General features: G+C 60.1%; 20 protein-coding genes and 2 pseudogenes. 9 read left to right on the top strand and 13 right to left on the bottom strand.

Annotated elements, in window-relative coordinates; translation table 11 throughout:
* Window positions 1-91: 91 nt before the first annotated feature.
* Window positions 92-361: a hypothetical protein gene (locus ABQJ48_RS36695; RefSeq protein WP_367842778.1), complete on the bottom strand. Its 270-nt coding sequence runs from the start codon at window positions 359-361 to the stop codon at window positions 92-94.
* A 709-nt stretch (window positions 362-1,070) separates the two neighbouring features.
* On the opposite strand from ABQJ48_RS36695, the gene ABQJ48_RS36690 reads away from it, so the two are divergent.
* Complete coding sequence (locus ABQJ48_RS36690) at window positions 1,071-1,565, top strand: MgtC/SapB family protein (RefSeq protein WP_367842779.1); 495 nt, start codon at window positions 1,071-1,073, stop codon at window positions 1,563-1,565.
* An 88-nt stretch (window positions 1,566-1,653) separates the two neighbouring features.
* Here ABQJ48_RS36690 and ABQJ48_RS36685 read toward each other — a convergent pair whose 3' ends face one another.
* Window positions 1,654-2,088: a PRC-barrel domain-containing protein gene (locus ABQJ48_RS36685; RefSeq protein WP_367842777.1), complete on the bottom strand. Its 435-nt coding sequence runs from the start codon at window positions 2,086-2,088 to the stop codon at window positions 1,654-1,656.
* Window positions 2,089-2,368: 280 nt separating this feature from the next.
* On the opposite strand from ABQJ48_RS36685, the gene ABQJ48_RS36680 reads away from it, so the two are divergent.
* From ABQJ48_RS36680 to ABQJ48_RS36670, 3 genes are all read left to right on the top strand, one after another.
* Entirely contained in the window at window positions 2,369-2,944 is a 576-nt protein-coding gene (locus ABQJ48_RS36680) for an HdeD family acid-resistance protein (RefSeq protein WP_367842776.1), read from the top strand.
* Between the two features lie 150 nt (window positions 2,945-3,094).
* Window positions 3,095-3,469, top strand: a complete 375-nt coding sequence (locus ABQJ48_RS36675; RefSeq protein ID WP_367842775.1) for a hypothetical protein — start codon at window positions 3,095-3,097, stop codon at window positions 3,467-3,469.
* The gene (locus tag ABQJ48_RS36670; protein WP_367842774.1) at window positions 3,466-3,726 is read left to right on the top strand and encodes an Hsp20/alpha crystallin family protein; all 261 of its coding nucleotides are present in this window, start codon (window positions 3,466-3,468) and stop codon (window positions 3,724-3,726) included. The genes ABQJ48_RS36675 and ABQJ48_RS36670 overlap by 4 nt, the downstream gene beginning before the upstream one ends.
* Window positions 3,727-4,668: 942 nt before the next feature.
* On the opposite strand, the pseudogene ABQJ48_RS36665 reads toward ABQJ48_RS36670, so the two are convergent.
* From ABQJ48_RS36665 to ABQJ48_RS36625, 9 genes and pseudogenes are all read right to left on the bottom strand, one after another.
* Window positions 4,669-4,779 (bottom strand): annotated as a pseudogene (locus tag ABQJ48_RS36665) (IS481 family transposase); the annotation flags it as partial.
* 1 nt (window position 4,780) lies between these two features.
* Window positions 4,781-4,921, bottom strand: coding sequence for a hypothetical protein (locus tag ABQJ48_RS36660; RefSeq protein WP_367842780.1), 141 nt, complete (start codon window positions 4,919-4,921; stop codon window positions 4,781-4,783).
* 192 nt (window positions 4,922-5,113) lie between these two features.
* The gene (locus ABQJ48_RS36655) at window positions 5,114-5,353 is read right to left on the bottom strand and encodes a DUF6566 family protein (protein WP_367842773.1); all 240 of its coding nucleotides are present in this window, start codon (window positions 5,351-5,353) and stop codon (window positions 5,114-5,116) included.
* A 27-nt stretch (window positions 5,354-5,380) separates the two neighbouring features.
* Window positions 5,381-5,569: a hypothetical protein gene (locus tag ABQJ48_RS36650; RefSeq protein WP_367842772.1), complete on the bottom strand. Its 189-nt coding sequence runs from the start codon at window positions 5,567-5,569 to the stop codon at window positions 5,381-5,383.
* 1,191 nt (window positions 5,570-6,760) lie between these two features.
* Window positions 6,761-7,255, bottom strand: coding sequence for a carboxypeptidase regulatory-like domain-containing protein (locus ABQJ48_RS36645; RefSeq protein ID WP_367842771.1), 495 nt, complete (start codon window positions 7,253-7,255; stop codon window positions 6,761-6,763).
* A 35-nt stretch (window positions 7,256-7,290) separates the two neighbouring features.
* A complete protein-coding gene (locus tag ABQJ48_RS36640) occupies window positions 7,291-7,902 on the bottom strand; it encodes a hypothetical protein (protein ID WP_367842770.1) in 612 nt (203 codons plus the stop codon).
* Window positions 7,903-7,921: 19 nt separating this feature from the next.
* Window positions 7,922-8,254: a hypothetical protein gene (locus ABQJ48_RS36635; protein ID WP_367842769.1), complete on the bottom strand. Its 333-nt coding sequence runs from the start codon at window positions 8,252-8,254 to the stop codon at window positions 7,922-7,924.
* A gap of 540 nt (window positions 8,255-8,794) precedes the next feature.
* Window positions 8,795-9,100 carry a BON domain-containing protein gene (locus ABQJ48_RS36630; RefSeq protein WP_367842768.1) on the bottom strand — a complete coding sequence of 102 codons (306 nt, stop codon included), beginning with the start codon at window positions 9,098-9,100 and terminating at the stop codon, window positions 8,795-8,797.
* 363 nt (window positions 9,101-9,463) lie between these two features.
* Entirely contained in the window at window positions 9,464-9,628 is a 165-nt protein-coding gene (locus ABQJ48_RS36625; protein ID WP_367842767.1) for a hypothetical protein, read from the bottom strand.
* Window positions 9,629-9,741: 113 nt separating this feature from the next.
* On the opposite strand from ABQJ48_RS36625, the gene ABQJ48_RS36620 reads away from it, so the two are divergent.
* Complete coding sequence (locus ABQJ48_RS36620) at window positions 9,742-9,987, top strand: hypothetical protein (protein WP_367842766.1); 246 nt, start codon at window positions 9,742-9,744, stop codon at window positions 9,985-9,987.
* Window positions 9,988-10,635: 648 nt separating this feature from the next.
* Here the strand turns inward: ABQJ48_RS36620 and ABQJ48_RS36615 are convergent.
* Window positions 10,636-11,166, bottom strand: a complete 531-nt coding sequence (locus ABQJ48_RS36615) for a DUF1269 domain-containing protein (RefSeq protein WP_367842765.1) — start codon at window positions 11,164-11,166, stop codon at window positions 10,636-10,638.
* Window positions 11,167-11,590: 424 nt separating this feature from the next.
* Between ABQJ48_RS36615 and ABQJ48_RS36610 the strand changes: the two genes are divergently transcribed.
* The 3 genes from ABQJ48_RS36610 (at window position 11,591) to ABQJ48_RS36600 (ending at window position 13,762) form a co-directional block, all read left to right on the top strand.
* Window positions 11,591-12,244 carry a BON domain-containing protein gene (locus ABQJ48_RS36610; RefSeq protein WP_367842764.1) on the top strand — a complete coding sequence of 218 codons (654 nt, stop codon included), beginning with the start codon at window positions 11,591-11,593 and terminating at the stop codon, window positions 12,242-12,244.
* Between the two features lie 188 nt (window positions 12,245-12,432).
* Window positions 12,433-13,116, top strand: coding sequence for a type 1 glutamine amidotransferase domain-containing protein (locus ABQJ48_RS36605; RefSeq protein ID WP_367842763.1), 684 nt, complete (start codon window positions 12,433-12,435; stop codon window positions 13,114-13,116).
* A gap of 28 nt (window positions 13,117-13,144) precedes the next feature.
* The gene (locus ABQJ48_RS36600) at window positions 13,145-13,762 is read left to right on the top strand and encodes a Dps family protein (RefSeq protein ID WP_367842762.1); all 618 of its coding nucleotides are present in this window, start codon (window positions 13,145-13,147) and stop codon (window positions 13,760-13,762) included.
* A 692-nt stretch (window positions 13,763-14,454) separates the two neighbouring features.
* On the opposite strand, the gene ABQJ48_RS36595 is transcribed toward ABQJ48_RS36600, so the two are convergent.
* A complete protein-coding gene (locus tag ABQJ48_RS36595) occupies window positions 14,455-15,669 on the bottom strand; it encodes a DUF2252 domain-containing protein (RefSeq protein WP_367842761.1) in 1,215 nt (404 codons plus the stop codon).
* A 135-nt stretch (window positions 15,670-15,804) separates the two neighbouring features.
* Here ABQJ48_RS36595 and ABQJ48_RS36590 point away from each other — a divergent pair.
* A pseudogene (locus tag ABQJ48_RS36590) lies at window positions 15,805-15,944 on the top strand (IS30 family transposase); the annotation flags it as partial.
* Between the last annotated feature and the right edge of the window lie 180 nt (window positions 15,945-16,124).

The following is a 16,124-nucleotide window of genomic DNA, read 5'->3' as shown; positions in this document are numbered from 1 at the left end:
GCGGTTCTTGCATCTCGTCCATTCCACGCATCGCACTCATCGCCCAAGGTCATGAACACAATATCCATAACGCTCGGGCCTCGAAGCCCGTTTACACCGTTCCCAATTTCAACAGCCTGCTAGAACCTGTGTTAGCGCACAGTGATTGTCTCTGCGGTGCATGGCTATGCGCCTGTATGCCGGGCACGTTGGAATGGTGCTTCATCACAAGCTCTGTCGTACTCTTGGCGAAAGCTTCAACCTGCCGCATACGGAAACGCACGCGATCATATTTGCCTTGCGCACTGGCATACAACAGCGCGTCGTCGCCTGAGGCCATGACACGAATCTGCCACGCGCAGGCCGCGAGAGCGCTGCGCATGGTGTCTTCGTTGCATGGACGAGGGCTCGGCGTTCCATTTGGCTTGCGCGAGACTGGCATGCAGGAATCTGACCTCGATAAAGCATGCGAAACAACCCTGTCGAATCCCTATTGGAAACCGCGACCTTTCAAATGTGAGCCGGTTGGGGCGCTACTTCAGAACGCCTGGAACGGAAACGCGCCCCACACCTGAGCGTCGAAAGTTCGGGCAGAAGGCCTGTTTGCTGCGTGATCGGCCGGGTGGGCGCCGGATGCCTTTCGCGCTCCAGCGGGCTGCACGCGCGGTCCGATATATTGCCCGCCAACATCGTCGTCACCGGCTTCTCGTAGGGTGCCCGGAGTGTACTAATACTGAAAATCGTGCTCGACGAGGCAGTCGCCACTTCGGGTCAATTAGCTTTTGTGCTGCATCGGCCCATTATCAAGCCACCCCACGGTTTCAACGTCGCACGCTTCGCGCAGCAGTTCCCGAAGCTCGACCGCTGGCGCGGGCTGCTGCGCTACATCTGCGCGCGCGTCACCGCATCTACGCCGCTGCCACGCCCACCGATCGCTGCGATCGCAAGTGGATCACTGCGGTCTTTAGGCTTAAGGGTCTCCTGAGGGCTGTTGACGCTCAAGCAGTTTGCTCCCTTCGACGCTAGACTGTAGTGAACAGTCAGGTGCTCGCCGAATGCGACGTTAGCTGGAAACCTTAGCGGGGATGCCGATGATTTCACACGTGCAATTGCTTGAGGCGATCTTGCGCATGGTCGCGGCAGTGCTGGTGGGGTGTATCGTCGGGCTCGATCGAAACCTGCATGGCAAGCCAACCGGCGTCAAGACGCTAGGCCTTGTTGCGCTCGGTTCCTGTCTCGTGACGATGGCCGGCATGTCCTTCGAACTGCACGGTTTCACCGACGGCAGTGACGCCGGCCGTGCGATTCAGGGCGTCATTACGGGCATCGGTTTTCTCGGCGCCGGGGTGATCTTGCAAAACCGCGCCACCGGCAGGATCAGCGGCTTGACGACGGCGGCTTCGATCTGGGTCACCGCCGCGCTCGGAATTGTGTGCGGCATCGGCGCCTGGCAGATTGCGGGTATTGCCACCGCCCTGCTCCTGCTGCTGCTCTCAGTGGGCGGCAGCATTGAACGTGCGTTGCACCGGCGCTGGTTAAGAAAGTCGCCTGAAGAGCAGGCGGCGGTCATGCGGCACGACGAATAGTCACGCGGCGGCACTAATCGGCGCAGTGCCCTGGGAATGAATTTGCCGCGCGTCAAATGCATCGATCGCGGACGACGCGAGACATATGTCAGTGATGTTCGCTGTAGTCGGACCTCGCCTTAGGTGTCGTGCGTACCTTTGCGTATTGAAACTCGGGCAGCGCCTTGATCGCATCTTTTGTCGCACCAGCAAGCACCAGTTTGCCGTTGACGAAATCGAGCTGCTCAATCGGAATGGCCACGTCGTGATGCGACACCCCCAGAAACTGGTTTGCGGCGACGATTGCAAACGATACCGACCGGTCCGGTGCCACGATAATGTCATGGATGACGCCGACACGCTCACCCTTCTCGTTGAAGACCGGCTTGTCCATGATCGACTTCCTCACGCTCCAGCCTGCTACGATCGCAGCCGACTCTTCCACACTGACACCAAGCGGCTGGGCACCGGCCACCTGGGCGTTCGCGGCTGGAGCGAGTGCGAGCGACGACGCGAGCAGCAATACAAGCAGATTCGTTTTCATGAGATTCCCTTCGTTCCGGTGGTGACGGTGCAACCCCAGGCCAGCAAAAAAAGGCAATGCCAGACCGTGCGCAGCGTAAGTTCATGTTAGAAGGTCTCACGGCAAGCCGCTATAAAAAAGCGGTGATGGATCGGGCTATTTTCGTACATGCGGATGCCATTCGGCACGCCTCGTGAACGAATGCAGAATTGTTAAACGCATGGCAGAAACGCGAAAGAAACGCAGCTGCGTGGAGCCTAGACTAAAGTTCATCGCATGATGGTAGAGCCTGGAGTTCCACATGGATGAACTGCTTGGACGCGCCTGGTGGATGCTCATTCTGCGTGGCACGGTAGCGCTACTGTTCGGCACTCTGGCGCTATTTTGGCCCGGCCTCACTCTACTACTGCTTATCACCCTCTTTAGCGCCTACGCAATCGCCGGCGGCATTGTCGCGATTGTCGGAGCCATCCGCTACCGCGCGACGCACGGCGGCTGGTGGGTGCCCTTGCTGCTCGGCATCTGCAGCATCGGCGCCGGTATGATCGCCGCATTAGTGCCGGGCATTACCACGCTCGTGCTGGTCGCCGTCATCGGCGCGAACGCGGTTATCACCGGCGTATTCGATCTGATCGCAGCAACGCGGCTGCACAGGCGCCTGCGCCATGCATGGATGCTGGTGCTGACCGGCGTGCTGTCCGTGCTGTTCGGCATTTTCGTGCTGCTCTTTCCGGGTGCCGGCGCACTAGCGCTCGTCTGGCTGATCGGCGTGTATGCGCTGTTCACGGGCTCGCTGCTGTTCGTACTCGGCATCACCGCGCGTGCCTGGCATCACGACGGCCTGACTGGCGAGCCGCACGCGCCATTACATCCGTAAACGCACCGCTCACGGGCACTCGTAGGTTACAAGATCAAAGCCACGGCCAGCCCCGCGCCGCTCGCATCCGGAGGTCGAATGGACCACCCGCCATCTCCAGTGGTCCAGCCTCAGGTCTGGCACTGGCGCACCTCACGTAAGGAGAATCACATGCTTTTGGATCTCGACAAATGGAATCCGTTCCGGTTTTTGCGCTCACACCCCGCGCAAAAAAACGCATCGGGCCAGACCGGTGCGCCGCGCATCAATCAGGAGAGCGCCCGGCAAAATGGGCAACAGACGGGCGGCACGCAAACGGGTAACGGGGCACCGATTGCAGCGGCTGCTGCGCCGGTACTCGCGCCTGCCAGCTGGCCGCTGCCCGATCCGATTCATCTGTTCGCCGAATTGATCCGCGATCCGTTCGGCGGGCGTGGACCGCTCGGGAGCTGGTTCGGCGACTTCAGCGCGAGCGAGTTCAACCGCGGATTGACGTCACCGACGAAGGCGACGCACTGCGTATTGTCGTTGAATTGCCGGGCATGACCCGCGACGACGTCGAACTCGAAGTGATTGAAGACATGCTGATCATCAGCGGCGACAAGCGTTTCGAATCGACCAGCGAAGAACAGGGATGCTATCGGGTCGAGCGGTCGTTTGGACACTTTCAGCGCGCGGTCCCGCTGCCCGCGGGCATCGATCTCGATCGGGCAGAGGCCAGATTTGAAAACGGCATGCTGACGCTGCGCGTCCCCAAAGCGGCCGGAGAACCGGCAGCCAGGCGGTGCATCGAGATCAAATAGCACCGTCCGTACTCCACGGTCAGGCCTATCGTGAAACAACTCCTCAGCTTCCGGAGTCTCGGTGATTCGGCCCACGCCAGCATCGAGCAACAGATCGGTGAACTGGCCGCGCACCATCCGAAGCGGCATCTGCACCGTCTTCGACGGAACTGGTCAGTTTGCGGGCGGGTGTGGAAAGGGACACTCTGTGTAGCGGCGACGCTTATCGCGTAAAGCTGCGACCGGTACTGTCCACTACCACGCGAACCGCCGGGGAAGAAGCCGAACACATAGCGGATTTCAGCGCCTTCGCGGGCATCCCGGCATATTCCATTGAAGGGGGGCGCTGCACCGCTACGCTGGCTGGGGTCCCAGACGAAGTCGGCGAGGCGAACAACAGATTTTCGGATTCTGGCAACCGAACGAAACGCTCAAGGTCGAAGACGTGCTACCTGGCAGTGGCGGAGAACCCGAAGAGGCAACGAGCGAGCATGAAGTCCGGTTTGCTCCCGAGCAAGCCGCTGGGCTAATTGCCCAACGCGTGGCGGCACGCGGTCTGCCAGTGCAAGTGGACGATGTGCCGCTGCTGGAAGTCGTGGTACGCCTCGACACGGACGAAGTCACCGTGCGGCGCGGGGTTGAGCATACCGATGCGTTCCTGCGCACGGTTAGAGGAACTGGGTGCTGCGGGAACAACGGATCGATCGACGTGCCGTCCACTGGATTGCCTCGTTTCGAGTGCAGCGCGAGCCCAGCGCGCAAACAAGGCGACACCGGAATAAGCAGCGGAACAGATATTTCCACCCACCCAATACCCGCCCGGGAAGCGATGCCCTCGTGGACGAAAAGGAGTTCATCATGGCCGAGTGCAGTGTTTGTGGAAAGCCCGCAACCTCGCAGATCACGTGTATTAGCCGAGACTCGACCTGACAGTTGGTCGGGCTGGTAAAGGACGATAGCCGATCAGTGTGGGATGAGCTTCTCCCTGGCAAGTTCGAGTGAATCGAGAAACGTGCGCATAGGCGTCTTGCCGTAACACCATCGCCCCTGATGTTCGCGCTCGTTGTTGTACTGGTCAAGCCACGCGCTTGATCGACGCGTGGCGGACGTCGCCTGCGGCGAATACGCCAGGCACACAGGTTTCCAGATGCAGCGGCGCGCGTTCGAGCGGCCATTTCAGATTCGCCCGATATTCCTGCAGGTCGGGACCGGTCACGAGATAGCCGCCTTCATCGCGGACAATGCCAACTTCGCGCGCCCATTCGGTCTGCGGTACGCCTGTGGAAAGCCCAGATAGTTATCGATTTTCGAACTGCTGCCTGCCTGGCCGTCCAGTGCCCACCGCTCCTCCATCGAAGAGCGGCGTCTTTCGCTAAACTGCCTTTTTTTGCTTTCGCTGATGGTTCCATCACATCCGGTCGTGCGACTCTTCCACCTTGTGATCGACAAAACGCCTACCCCACTCGATGCCGTCCCGCACCGCCTCCTCCTGCGTAAGCCATTCCGGCTGAACCGTATCCGGACGGAATTCAGCCACGGTGCTATCGGCAAGGCGCACACTCACTTTCGCCTGCCACGCGCCGTATGCGTTCTGCTCCGGCTGTACCGTGATCTCGTAGCCTCGATGTTCAAATACGTGCGTTTGCATGAGCCGCTCTGGTTTCGTATCTAGGCGTCAATCTGGAAGCACGAACTCGGTGCGCATGTCTTCGATCATCTTCTGGACATGATGTGCGCAATCTGCGCCGAGGTCATTGAGCGGCACTATGTTCCAGTTGCGGCCGGATGCGTCCGGCGGATGCCGCTCTGGCAGCGGTATGCGCACGCGCAAAGCTCCAGGCACGTCAGCGGCGATTTTCGCCATGCGGTTCTGCAGTTCGTCGCGAATCTGCTCAGCGGTTCGAACGGTCTTCGGCATCGGTCTGCTCGCTTCGGTCGCACGTCCGGATCGTGACTGAACGGCGCATACGTTCCTCTTGCGTGAGCATGCGCCAACGATGCTTTAAGTCTAGTCGCTAACCCGGGGATGTTCGGACAATCGGTCGCTTCGGCGAACTGCATCAAGGAGGGCGCGCCGCAAAGCCGCTCTTCGGAAAAATGCGCAAAAAGCCGGAAGATGCTGGTGTGCAAAGGCCCGATCCTCTCCAAGTCCGCCCGCATCGTATCTAAAGCGGGTGTCCGCAGCTGATGAGCTGCTGGTGAGCTGGCAAAACCGAAGATACTCGACCGGCTAGACCCAAGTGACGGGGCCAGGCTTGAACAAGCCGTACAGGCACAAGTCGTACAGGTGTTGGATCGGGGGCGCGGTGTCGAGGTCTTCACGCTCGACGTAATGTTCCGGTTGCGCAATCACCGAAGCAAGCCAGCGCGTCTACAGGTGGCCCGCGACGCAGACTGGTTGTTTGTTATTCAAGATACGCAAGCGGACCAACGGGAAAAAGCCGCGCGTGACGCGCGCGGGGCTGCATTAAACCGTGCGTCACGCGATGCCTCCCAAGACCTGCACAGATCGTATGAGCGGTTGACGACCGGTCGGCGCGTGCTGGGTGGGCGGTTAGTGTGCATGGACCCTCTGCTCAAGCCTGGTACCTCTTCGAGTACATGACAGGTACCCTGTATCAGAAGCGTGAAATCGTTCGATCTTTGTTATCAATAACTGAATACGTGCGTTCTGCTTTGGGCAATTATCCGCAAGATCCCGCGCAAATGCGAAGGGCCGTAGCATGTGCGTTACGCGACCATCGAATGAACTGCGGGAATGCGGTCGTTATTGACTGCCTCGCTTGTCTCCCTCATTTTCATCGTCATCATCGCGTCGGTAATCGTTGGCGCTATAACGACGACTGCGTTCCGCCGCCTTCGACACGTCTGTCGCCCTCAGCCGGCATCGCGCCGATCTGGCGCGGCTGCTCCAGTGCGCGGTGGGCGAACGGTTTCCGTCATCGCGACGGGTGGCAAAACGGGATGCAGCCGCTAAAAACAAAAGCCACGGGGCGAGCCCCGTGGCAATTCACTAGGGGCGAAACCTGGCCCGCCTGGACGATCTTCCAGCGCGCTATTCGACGTTCCAGTAGAACGCCGCCTGCGTGCTGCTTTTGCTGGCAATGCTGACGGTCTTCGTCTGATCGCGGTCCTTGTAGGTCGCGTGCACCGTATAGCGGCCGGGACGCAGCTTGACCAGCATGAACGGGCCGAGCGAATCGGCTTGCAGCACCTCGTTGTTATGTGCGTCGACGATCCGGACGTGGACATCAGCGAGAAAGTCCGATCCCGGTCCGATAAACTGCATCGCCAGCGGCCAGTGGCTTCGCGCGCGCTTCAGCGCCGTCGATTCGTCCTGGCCGACGCCGCCCGACACGTAGGACACGTCGCCCTGTTGCTGGATCTGCGGCAAGCCTCCGCCGTTTGCGTTGCCGGCACTGCTGTCGGTGACGGTGCCGCCGACCGCTCCAGTGGCTTGCGCCGCAAACGCGTTGCCGGCAGGGCTGAACGCGAACGCAGCCGCGAGGGCCGCGGCGACAGCCATATGCTTGTTGTTTTGTGCTTTCATATCATCCCTCCTTACATCTGAACATCTGGATTGCGCTAAAAATTGCTGGTGCGCGCCCGCCCTCGTTGAACGACGAGACTGCGCTCTCCTGTTACGAACCGGCTATTAACTCCGAGCCGCCACACCGATGCAGTGTGCCTCCCCCGGGTTCGCCGGAGGCGGCGAACCCGGGGAGGCGGTGGCGCGGGCACATAGCGACCGGTGACTGGGGCTGTCATGAGATGGCCGGAGAGCGGAACGCGATCGCCGGCCGCGTACATGCATTGCACGTATGCGGAGTCGTAGCGGCGCTGCACCTCATCCGCGGAAGTCCGCGCAGCGCCGGCGCCGAGTACGCTACCCGCAAGCAGGCCGGCACCAGCGCCCACGGCTGCGCCACGGCCGCCGTTGAACGCCGCGCCTGCAGCCGCGCCGAGTGCCGTACCTACCGCGGCGCTGCCTACCACGCTGGTGGTCGCGGCCTGGTTTGCGGAGACTCCGCCCACCTGCTCGGATGCAAATTGCCTGCACGAGCCGTCATCGGTGCGAAACTGATCAAAGGTCTTGCCGGTGCCCGGCAGTGCCATGACGCTGAAAGCCGTCGGCGCGATCGTGCAGGCGCTGACGCAGGTCAGCGAGGCGAGTAGAGCGAACGCAGAACGGTTCATTTCATATTTCCCCGGATCGTCAGTTGGATGATGCTGGCTGGGCTGGCACTTCACGCCACCCACCAGGGCATTCCTTCACATACGGGTAGAAAGCTTTCGACGCGTTGCAGTAGTACCAGGACCCGCCTGGTTGCGCCCGTCCGCCCGACGGCTGCCCTTGTTCGACGTAGTTGTCCGGGACGGCCGGCACGGCTACGACAGGCGGGTAGTAGTAGCGGTACGGAACGGGGGCCACCGGGTAGTAGTATGGGACTGGCCCGACGAAGACGCCGACGCGTGCGCCATGCGCTGCGCCGCTCGCGCAGCCAGCGGCAAGTGCTAACAGCATGACGAAAACATTCAACCGTTTCATAACGTTTTCCTAAACAAGTAGATAGAACACGTCTGAATCGTGAATCCACCCTAACTCGCCCTAACAAAAAGCAGTACTGAACGATAAACCAATCCTGTGCGCAACAGATTACCGTGGCATCACTGGATTTTCCCGGTTGTTACCTGGCGGGCTGCAGCGCTGTTCCGGCTCCATGCCGGGCGCGAAGCCGCCGCACCTGACGGACCGGGTGCTGGGCGGGAAGCACGGAGGCGTGCGTCGATCCGCCGCTGAAGAGGTCGCTCCCGCAGTAGAGATCACTCATGGTCGTATCCTCCTTTCATCCATCAAAGGTGGACGAACGGGCACACGCGCTCCAGTTCACCTGCTAGGCCTCTGGCAAACAAATCGAATGACGCAACGCGATAACGCGACTGCCTGAGCGAAACCCAGAGTAGGAACACCCGCACGAAATTTCAAGAGGTGCGCCGGATAGCCGCAGGAGGGCGACGGCTGTCGGGCCAGCCGCCGATCGCCGCCCTGTGCGACCTTGAAAAAACGATGGCTCGACGCGGTGATTTCTTAGCCGCCCATGACCGCCAAGGCCTCGTTTTGTGACAAGCTGTCCAGGGCGAAATTGCGAATTTCGCTTACTGAATCGGCGGCATCGACCCGAGTTTTTGCGCGAGCAGGCGTTCTTAGACGCCAAAATTCAGATTGACCCCGGCCTGCGCAACCGTGTTCACCGTCAGTTGCTCGGGCAGCAAGCCGAGCGGACAACGTGACCGCGCCGTCCTTGACCGCGACCCCGATATCGGACGGATCGATGTCCGGATCCCACTTCAGTTCGTACTCCACGTCTCGCTTGATGTCGGCGTCGGTACTCATCGCTGCGCTCGTCGGTTTGTTGATGGACTAATGCGCGCACGCGGGCTGCGCCACGCGAACATCCATCGTAAAGCGTGCCGACGTGCACGTCTTCCCTTTGCCTGCGCAGTTATTGCGCAATGCTGCTTTTAGTTCCGCCCTTCCTTGCGAATGAGCACGACGACTTCGGGAACGTGGAACGGCACTGTCAACGTAAGGAAATGGGCCTGAAGCCTAGCCCCCGATCACGGTAAATTTCCACGTTGGGCTGCGAGACTTTCCGACTTGTCCGGGCGCCTCGAACAAATTTACGCACAGGAAACGCTTTTTGCAGCGCGTCGAGAAGCTCGCTCTGTTGCTTTCCAGTACCGACGACGGCTGAGTCTACTTCTTCGCAGGTTGTTCCTCGGGCTCAGGGTGAACAGCAATCGGATCGCTCGCAGGAAAGGTCTCTTCGAGCGCTTCGTCGAGTTGTTCGTCCACGGTCATCGGCGCTTCCGGCTCCTCGACTTTCGACTTCCGGGGGGCGACGCGGCTTACCTTTGTCATGTTGCGCTCCATGAGGGAACCAGCGGAATTTCGCTATTGCAGCAGCGTTGTGTGCCTGCAATCACGGTTATTGGAGGCGGAGATCGCCACTTTCATCACGCAGAGCGAAAATCGTGGCATCGACGACATCCAAATCGACGTCACCGGTCCGCCGGGTGGCGCGAGAGATCGGCGCGTCCGTGAAGCAGGAGATGCCCGACCCCGGCACCGCGCCTAACAAGCCGCTCGCGAAGAGCGGTTTTGAGTTGTACAAGCCTGAAAGGCTCGCGTTTCTGACGTCGCACGATCTGGCATGCAGACTCTCCGGGTTTCTCGATTTGGCGGCGCTTTGTGTGCTCGCCTTGGAACCTGAACGCTAACGGCGGGCATTACCTAAAGGGAACATGTCGTTTGTTTCACACACATTCTGTACTTCCGGCGCGCTTCCGTGTTACAAGCGACCTGGATCTTAGTCGCAGCACAGACGGCTAGGTCGAGTGTCTTGCCTTCGGCGCAAAGCGATCTTATCTGTGGGCAGTTCACATAGACGAGCCCTGACAGGACGACCGCTGCGAGCGCCGCTATGGTGTTGCTTCCTGCTTTCATGCCGTCCTCCACCGGACGCGCCGTACGGGATTCGAGCCGGTGACCAACGGATTAGAAGTCCGTTGCTCTACCTTCGGAGCTCACGACCCGAAAAACACCTTGCCCGCCGCGTGTCCCACGTGCACATGTGTTCTCAACGACCTTGTTGCCCCAGGAAGCACATCCAGTGACGAAGCGTCCGCTACAGCACGGTCGGCCGACGCTCAGTTCGCGCAACTGCTGAATTTCGATTCTCCGGCCTTCAGATGCGGTCGTATCAGTCTTCGGAAGTTTAAGCGTGAGTACTCTCCAATGTCGAACTGCGCGTCGATTTGATCGACGTCCTCACCGTATGGTCTGCATAATTGTCGGGGTGCCGATCCGACCCAAATGCGAACTTCAACAGTATTCAAGATCACAACCCTGATGCAACGCAGGGGTGCTCATGCTGTCGTGCCGCTGCTGTTCAGGCTCTCTAGCGCCTTCTTCAGGCGTTCCTCCTGGTCGTTCGTCAGAGACGTCTTCAATAGCTTTCCGCCGAAAGGTTTCAGTTCCGGCAGGACCTTGTCGAAGTTCACGCGACGCACGAGGATGAAGAGCGCGGACGAACCCGGCTCAATGTTCTGGCCCGTCGAACGCATAAAATCGTCATCGATCCCATAGTCCGAGAGCGCGCCCGACAACGCGCCGGTGCCAGCACCGATGGCCACGCCCGTTGCCAGTCCGACGAGCGGATTGAGCAACATGAGCCCAACCAGCGCACCAAACAGACCACCCCAGGCCGCGCCGCTGAGCGCGCCGATCTTGACTAGATCGACGGCTTGCTTGAGGTGTACCGTGCCCTTCGCGCTACGGACCACGATGCAGGCATCCTCAAGGTCGATCAGGTGCTCCTTTTGCATCTGCTGGAGTTTGGTCAATACCTGGTCGGCCGTCTCTTCGCCTTTGAAGCTTACAACGACTAGATCGCTCATCGATTTGCTCCATTTCTCTGGGAAATAAAACGAGACCCTTCCGCGGCAAGACGGTTGAATCCATGCTCAGCTCACGGCGCAAGCCGGTCGACCGCGCCGCGAAGCAGCGGTGGTGCCAGCCAGCCTTGCATGTCCCGCCCGGCGCGTACCTTCGGACGTCGACGTGGCCATTGACCCGATGATGATGACATCAAGACTAGGCTCTTGCCGGTTGCACTTCTTCCTCATTGCTGCAAAGACGTGTCGGATCTCTGCGCTCCAGCGGCGCGGCTTTCAGATGTGAACGTACGGCAGCATTCCGCAAAAACTGCGCAGGCGAAGGGAAGAAAATCTGCCCCGCGCGCCCTACCGTGGACGGATGCGTGCGGTGCAGGGCGTAGCCCGCGCGCGTGTTGGTCCATTAACAAACCCACTAGGAGCAGCGATGAGAACGGACGAAGACATCAAACGGGATGTGGAGTACGAACTGAAGTGGGATCCGGACATCGATCCTTCAGATATCGGGGTTGCGGTCAAGGACGGCGCGGTCACATTGTCTGGTTTCGCACGCAGCTTCCGGCAAAGGCAAAAGGCCGAGGAGGATGCGACGCGTGTGCGCGGCGTGCGGGGGGTGGCAAACGATGTGGAGGTGCGGTTGCCGCTGATCAACAAGCGGCCCGATCCGGAGATCGTGCGCGAGATCATCGCCGAACTGAAGGCCGAGGTGCCTTATGCGGCGGACACCATCAAGCCGGTCGTCAGGGACGGACACGTGACGCTGAAGGGCGAAGTCGAATGGGACTACCAGCGCCGCCGCGCGGCCGACACGGCGCTGCGGGTGAGCGGCGTAACCGGCCTGACGAACGAGATCGAGATCAAGCCGAAGGTCAAGCCCGAGGACCTCAAGCGCAAGATCGAGGACGCGTTCAAGCGCAACGCGGAAGTCGACGCACAGCACATCACGGTCGAGGCCGAAGGCAACAAGGTCGTCCTGCGCGGCAAGGTCCGCTCATGGGCCGAGCGCGAGGAGGCCGAGCGGGTCGCATGGCTTGCCCCCGGCGTGATGCACGTCGAGAACCGGATCACCATCGATTACTGACGGGCTGCTGGAGACCGGGCGGCTCGCTTGCGTACCGACGTGGCCGAGGGGCGGGAAAGGACACAGCACCAAGACCAGAAACACCCCCATCGCTCTTGACAGCGGCCTATACTGGCAGAATGACTTGGGTTGATGACACCGCTCTTCGGCTCGTTGCAACATGAATTGAACGGACTCGCGAGGTTGTCATGAAAATCCTGGTGGTGCTGACCTCACACGACCAGCTCGGCGATACGGGCCGGAAAACCGGATTGTGGCTCGAGGAGTTTGCCGCGCCTTATTTCGTGTTCAAGGACGCAGGCGTCGAGATGACACTCGCTTCGCCAAAAGGCGGGCAGCCGCCCCTCGACCCCAGGAGCGACGATCCGGATTCGCAAACCGAAGCGACCCGGCGTTTCAGGAAGGATAACGAAGTGCAGGCGGCCCTGGCAAATACAGCGAAGCTCTCAACTGTCTCGGCCGCGGACTATGACGCCGTGTTCTATCCCGGCGGGCACGGACCGCTATGGGATCTCGCAGAAGATCCGCAGTCGATCGCATTGATCGAAACCATGTATGCGGAGGGAAAGCCGGTCGCCGCGGTTTGCCATGCTCCCGGTGTGCTGCGTCATGCAAAGGCGTCCGATGGCTCTCCGCTCGTGCGCGATAAACCCGTAACCGGCTTTGCCAATTCAGAAGAAGCGGCCGTCGGTCTTACGGAAGTGGTGCCTTTCCTCGTCGAGGACATGTTGAAGAAGAATGGAGGCAAGTATTCGAAGGGGCCGGATTGGCAATCATACGTGGTCGTCGCGGCAAACCTGATTACTGGCCAGAATCCCGCGTCGTCGGAAGCAGCAGCAAAAGCGCTGCTCTCGAGGCTGAGCATGGCCTGATACGACGCTTGAGTTGAAGGAGTAAGTCATGGCAAAGGCGACCGGGGCCAGCAGATCCGAAACCCGAAATCAATCCAGCGACGTGATACATGTGCCCGAGCCGAAGCTGCACCAGCGCGCACATGAGCTGCAGCCGTACGGTCATGTCGTAAGGCTGCCAATCGCGTTGTCCCAAACCGCGTGCGAAACGGGCATAGAGCTGTTGAATCAGATCCTGGCCGACACTATGACGCTGCGCGACATGTACAAGAAGCATCATTGGCAGGTCGTTGGGCCTACGTTCCAGTCGTTGCATCGACTGTATGACGCGCATTACGATAAGCAGGTCAAACTCGTCGACACGCTAGCAGAGCGGATTCAACTGCTCGGTGGGGTCAGCATCGCCATGGCTGCCGATGTGGCGGAAATGACGATGGTCCCGCGTCCGCCACGCGGACGCGAAGAGGTGCCGGTACAGCTTTCGCGTCTGTTGGAGGCGCATGAAATCGTCATTGTGGCCACTCGCAGTGCAGCCAGCAAGGCCAACGAGTTGGGCGACTTTGGCACCAATGACGTGCTGGTCAGCGACGTATTGCGAACTAACGAATTGCAGGTCTGGTTCCTCGCGGAGCACCTGATCGACGCGTCTCTGGTGGTGGCAGCATGACGTTGATACTGCGATATACGCGCTGGCGATCGGCAGAAAGCTTGCCGGACTGTTTGCGGCAACGGCCCAGTGAAACGCACGATGGGACGCAGTCATTTTTGAGCGCTCGCCGTAAGTACGGAGAGCGACATGAATGCCACGTTAACGGACGCAGGGTTCGGGCGCTATCAAGATGATCAACTGGTTGCGGGTTTCGATCAAAATCATGATGGCGCTTCTTACGGATTACGAAGGCTGTGCGGAATGGAGTGTTGCAAAGCGCGCGATTTTTGTCGAGGCCAAATTGAAATGTCGTAGCGCTGGCTAAACACAGATGTTGTAGTTTTGATGTCGGATTTGAGTCTGTCTTTAACGGTTTGAATCCACATAGTGTCGAAGGACCGCCTTGAACGGGCAGGGCGTATCAGTCCGTTCAGCGAGTGCGTGCAGACCGTTGGCCAGGTGTTGAAGGTGTCTTCGACTGCTGCGCGATCTGCACGATTGCCTGGTTCAGGTCGGCTCGGGTGAATGTGCGTTGCTTCTTCGTGCCGGGCGAAGGGTTTGGGTTTGCGTACCGCCGCACCACGATTCGTACGTAATGGCGAGCCCGAGATCCGGCGGTCAGCGGAAGAGCCCGATGCTGCGCACCAGGCGCGGGCGCCTGAGCCTGAATCATGGGCGCATCGTTCCCGGCACCTGGCTTGCGGCGCCGCCTAGCTCTTCGCCTGCGCGCCGAACCCACCGCGATCGTAAGCTTCGCAGTACGTGCGCCAGTCAGCCGTGACTTGGGCTTCGCATTGCACGGCGAGTTCGATCAATGGCATCTGCCAATGGTTGCTGCTTCCAAACTCGATGAGCTCGTCAGCGATCGCCGATCCTTGGCGACCGCCGGAGCGCAACTGCGCCCACGCGGCCAGTTCCGCCATGTTGTTGACGACCGTTTCGAGCCGGGGCAGCTTGCCGTTCCAGTTGCCCAACGCGACACGATCCTCCGAGGGCTGCAGGCCGCGCAACACATAGGATCGCTTGTTGAACTCCACAGCATGCAGAAAGGCTTGTGAAACCGCCTGAGCGCGCTGCTGGACCGCGACCACACGCGCTGACTCGGTATCCCAGCGTGGCTGCGGCGCCTTTACATGTGGGCTCACCGCCGAGGGCAACGCCTCTTTCAAGTCGAGCAGATAGTTGCCGTCGGGCGATCCCTTACCCTCGACCAGGATCACGTAACGATCGACACCGAGACTGCCGGTTCCGGCAGTTCGCCGAGCTACGTCGATCATTTTGTAGAAGTCCGGGTTGTCCTGGCGGGCGGCAAATTCGGCCATGAAGGCAGTCACGTCGACGCGCACTTTTTCGCCTACCGGCAGTGCCTTCTTTCCATCGAGCCGCAAGACGCGCTTCTTGCCCCTCAGTTCGGCGCGCCGATTCAAATGGTCGACTCGGGAACGGTTGTGCAAACCGTCGAACAACTCGCGAACCATGCCCTCCGCCGTTTCCTCTTCGATCCAGCGGGTTTTGCCGAAGCGCAGCGCCGCACTGTAAGCATCGACCGCCGTATGGCACAGAGCAAGCGCCTCTGCCCGGCTGAGGCGCAGATCCGCAGCCGCGACGAGCACACTTGTCAGCAAGCGGACGATTTCATACAGGCTCGGTGCAAGGCAGGCCTCGTCGAAGTCGTTGATGTCGAAATAGACAAGCCGGTTGTCGCCCTTGTAACTGCCGAAGTTCTCCAGATGCATGTCGCCGCAGACCCAAGTACGCGGCGACGCTTCGAGCACGCCGCCAGACGGCAAGCGCTTGTAGAAGATGTGACAGGTGCCGCGCAGAAAGATAAACGGCGACGTGCGCATGCGCTGATACTTCATGTTCAGGCGCTCGGCGTCCCGGCCGCTATTGAACTTCGCGATCTCGGCTGCGATATCGAGCATACGGCCTCCTCCTCTTGATTCGCTTCGCTTTCTTGCCCGGCGTGACGTTTGCGGCACACGCGAGCGCGCTCGCGATAATTCGAAGACCGGCAAGACCAAGTGCGCATTTTGTGTCATTCGACACGCGGCGCAAAAGCCACGGCCGCCTCGACACTGGCGGGCTTCACTGCCAAACTGAATTCGATCGCCGCCCCACTGCGCCAGAGCTGCACCTACGATCAGGGTAGGAAATGACCCGGCATCAGGAGCTTACCGCCGCCGCCGGCGTGTGCGTTTAGTTCTGCGATCCCCACAGTCCATGGCAACGCTGTACCTGCGAGAACACAAACGGGGGTTTTGTCGCGCTAAGGCGCTGGGTTAGAATTTGCACTCGATCACCAGTGACGAACAAGATGCCCAAGACGAAGGATCCGCCGCGCAAGACGCTGCCTGCTGGCATTGGCAAGGTGCTCAAG

This window comes from Paraburkholderia suaedae (assembly GCF_040812055.1).
Classification (GTDB): Bacteria; Pseudomonadota; Gammaproteobacteria; order Burkholderiales; family Burkholderiaceae; genus Paraburkholderia.
This window is presented reverse-complemented; position numbering and strand designations above follow the sequence as displayed.

Excerpts from the sequence above, each read along its gene's own strand:
- ABQJ48_RS36695 (WP_367842778.1), bottom strand. The coding sequence starts at position 361 with ATGCGCAGCGCTCTCGCGGCCTGCGCGTGGCAGATTCGTGTCATGGCC.
- ABQJ48_RS36690 (WP_367842779.1), top strand. The coding sequence starts at position 1,071 with ATGATTTCACACGTGCAATTGCTTGAGGCGATCTTGCGCATGGTCGCG.
- ABQJ48_RS36685 (WP_367842777.1), bottom strand. The coding sequence starts at position 2,088 with ATGAAAACGAATCTGCTTGTATTGCTGCTCGCGTCGTCGCTCGCACTC.
- ABQJ48_RS36680 (WP_367842776.1), top strand. The coding sequence starts at position 2,369 with ATGGATGAACTGCTTGGACGCGCCTGGTGGATGCTCATTCTGCGTGGC.
- ABQJ48_RS36675 (WP_367842775.1), top strand. The coding sequence starts at position 3,095 with ATGCTTTTGGATCTCGACAAATGGAATCCGTTCCGGTTTTTGCGCTCA.
- ABQJ48_RS36670 (WP_367842774.1), top strand. The coding sequence starts at position 3,466 with ATGACCCGCGACGACGTCGAACTCGAAGTGATTGAAGACATGCTGATC.
- ABQJ48_RS36655 (WP_367842773.1), bottom strand. The coding sequence starts at position 5,353 with ATGCAAACGCACGTATTTGAACATCGAGGCTACGAGATCACGGTACAG.
- ABQJ48_RS36650 (WP_367842772.1), bottom strand. The coding sequence starts at position 5,569 with ATGGCGAAAATCGCCGCTGACGTGCCTGGAGCTTTGCGCGTGCGCATA.
- ABQJ48_RS36645 (WP_367842771.1), bottom strand. The coding sequence starts at position 7,255 with ATGAAAGCACAAAACAACAAGCATATGGCTGTCGCCGCGGCCCTCGCG.
- ABQJ48_RS36640 (WP_367842770.1), bottom strand. The coding sequence starts at position 7,902 with ATGAACCGTTCTGCGTTCGCTCTACTCGCCTCGCTGACCTGCGTCAGC.
- ABQJ48_RS36635 (WP_367842769.1), bottom strand. The coding sequence starts at position 8,254 with ATGAAACGGTTGAATGTTTTCGTCATGCTGTTAGCACTTGCCGCTGGC.
- ABQJ48_RS36630 (WP_367842768.1), bottom strand. The coding sequence starts at position 9,100 with ATGAGTACCGACGCCGACATCAAGCGAGACGTGGAGTACGAACTGAAG.
- ABQJ48_RS36625 (WP_367842767.1), bottom strand. The coding sequence starts at position 9,628 with ATGACAAAGGTAAGCCGCGTCGCCCCCCGGAAGTCGAAAGTCGAGGAG.
- ABQJ48_RS36615 (WP_367842765.1), bottom strand. The coding sequence starts at position 11,166 with ATGAGCGATCTAGTCGTTGTAAGCTTCAAAGGCGAAGAGACGGCCGAC.
- ABQJ48_RS36610 (WP_367842764.1), top strand. The coding sequence starts at position 11,591 with ATGAGAACGGACGAAGACATCAAACGGGATGTGGAGTACGAACTGAAG.
- ABQJ48_RS36605 (WP_367842763.1), top strand. The coding sequence starts at position 12,433 with ATGAAAATCCTGGTGGTGCTGACCTCACACGACCAGCTCGGCGATACG.
- ABQJ48_RS36600 (WP_367842762.1), top strand. The coding sequence starts at position 13,145 with ATGGCAAAGGCGACCGGGGCCAGCAGATCCGAAACCCGAAATCAATCC.
- ABQJ48_RS36595 (WP_367842761.1), bottom strand. The coding sequence starts at position 15,669 with ATGCTCGATATCGCAGCCGAGATCGCGAAGTTCAATAGCGGCCGGGAC.